Annotated in this window: 1 protein-coding gene; it reads right to left on the bottom strand. The window is 33.4% G+C overall.

The features are described 5' to 3' along the window. On the bottom strand, window positions 1-1,555 hold a 1,555-nt coding region (locus tag KH893_RS10975; protein ID WP_281166166.1), incomplete at its 3' end, for an IS1634 family transposase. Window positions 1,556-1,679: the final 124 nt, after the last annotated feature.

Here is a 1,679-nt window from a genome sequence, read left to right as displayed (position 1 = left end):
TTTCAATAATCTCATGAAATGAAGCCACTTGATGTGTTTTTTGTTCAAGAATCCTAAACAGTAACAGTGCCATAAAACAAATTAGAAAATGTGCTTCAATTCGTTCTTGTCGTTGCAAGTAAACTGGTCGACCTCGTAGTTCTCCTTTCATAATTCGAAAAGTCTCTTCGATTTCCCAACGGTTACGATTGACTTTAATTAATTCTAAGGGATCATCTTCTAAGTCTGTGCAGATCGCATAAAAGCCATCATATTTGGCTTCTTCTTGCTTTTTTGCAAGATCAGTTGCGTAGTGCTTTTTATCGGCTATTTCACCATTTTTAGTAATTGCAGTTTCTTTAATAAATCTTTTGGGATCATTTTGATGAACGCCCTTTAAGGAATTAGGATGTTTAGCTTTCAGTTCAGCTCTTTCAAATTGGCGCTCACGGATTGTTTGTTGATAAAGCTTATATCTCGGTGAAAAAGTTACAACTAAGTGTTGTTCAAACCCAGTGTCATCTTTGATCCAGCGTTCCTTGAAAAAAATTAAATTCTGTTGACGAGCAGCCTGTTCGTCTATTGTGCTCAAATCAATTTTTTGATCTCTGGGTTTAAGATGCCAGCCTTGAGGATCAAGACACCAATCTTTTAAGTAACGTTTTAACTTTTTGATAGACTGCGTAGTAATGAAAGACCGGTTTTTAAAGCTATTGTAGATTCGATTACTTTTGGAAGATAGTCCACCATCAGTAACAACGATAATTTTATTCAAATCAAAATCTTTAAGTACTTTCTTTTCTAATTTTTGAAGAGAAGGTTGTTCATTATCTTTACCAGGAAAAATTGAAAAAGCTAATGGAATGCCAGAGGCATCCATGAATAACCCCATTTGAACAATTGGATTAGGTCGATTTTCTTTTGATTTACCAAATTTACGAAATGCATCTTCTTGTTCAATTTCGAAATAATAATTTGTGCAATCATAATATAAAATACTTTTCTGACGTGGAATTAATTTCAAGCTATGATTATATACTTGAGCTTGAATAGTATTACTTTCTTTTTGAAGTACGTCTAAAGCACGGTAAAGCTGATGCTGATCACAATTCATTTTTTCTAATAACGATTGTGATGCGATCAGTGAATTTCTTTTGGAAGTTGGTTCCAAGACTCGAAGATAAATTAGTTTGGCAAAAATATCATTTAAATCAAATTTTATAGCATATTTCTTTTGAATTTGGTTGATTACTTTGGGCAGATCTAGCTGATGATACAACCTCTGTAAAAATAGATAGCCAATATTGAAAGAACGTTGTTGTCCGCTAGCAATCTGTTTATTTGGATGATATTTGGCAATTATTGTGGATGACTCAACACGCTTTTGTAGAGTAAGCTTATGAGCATACTTTTTGGCCCACTCATAAGGATCGACGTTAGGATGTTGTTTTCTAATCTCATTTTCATTGCCTAATGACTTAACAATACGTGAAGTAGATTTACCGTTTAGGTCGCGGTAACTTTCGATAATAGCGTAAGAAACAGAATTGCGAGAGACATTTTTGCGAACCTTCATGTGATTCACATCCTTTCTAATTATAGAGTACCACAAAGTACTACAAATTAAAAGGGAAAAATTGACAAAAAAATAAAGTCATATCAGGCTTTATGGAGGATTTTATTTTAAAAAGTGTCAAACT

The organism is Liquorilactobacillus sicerae, from assembly GCF_029916425.1.
Taxonomy (GTDB): domain Bacteria; phylum Bacillota; class Bacilli; order Lactobacillales; family Lactobacillaceae; genus Liquorilactobacillus; species Liquorilactobacillus sicerae.
This window is presented reverse-complemented; position numbering and strand designations above follow the sequence as displayed.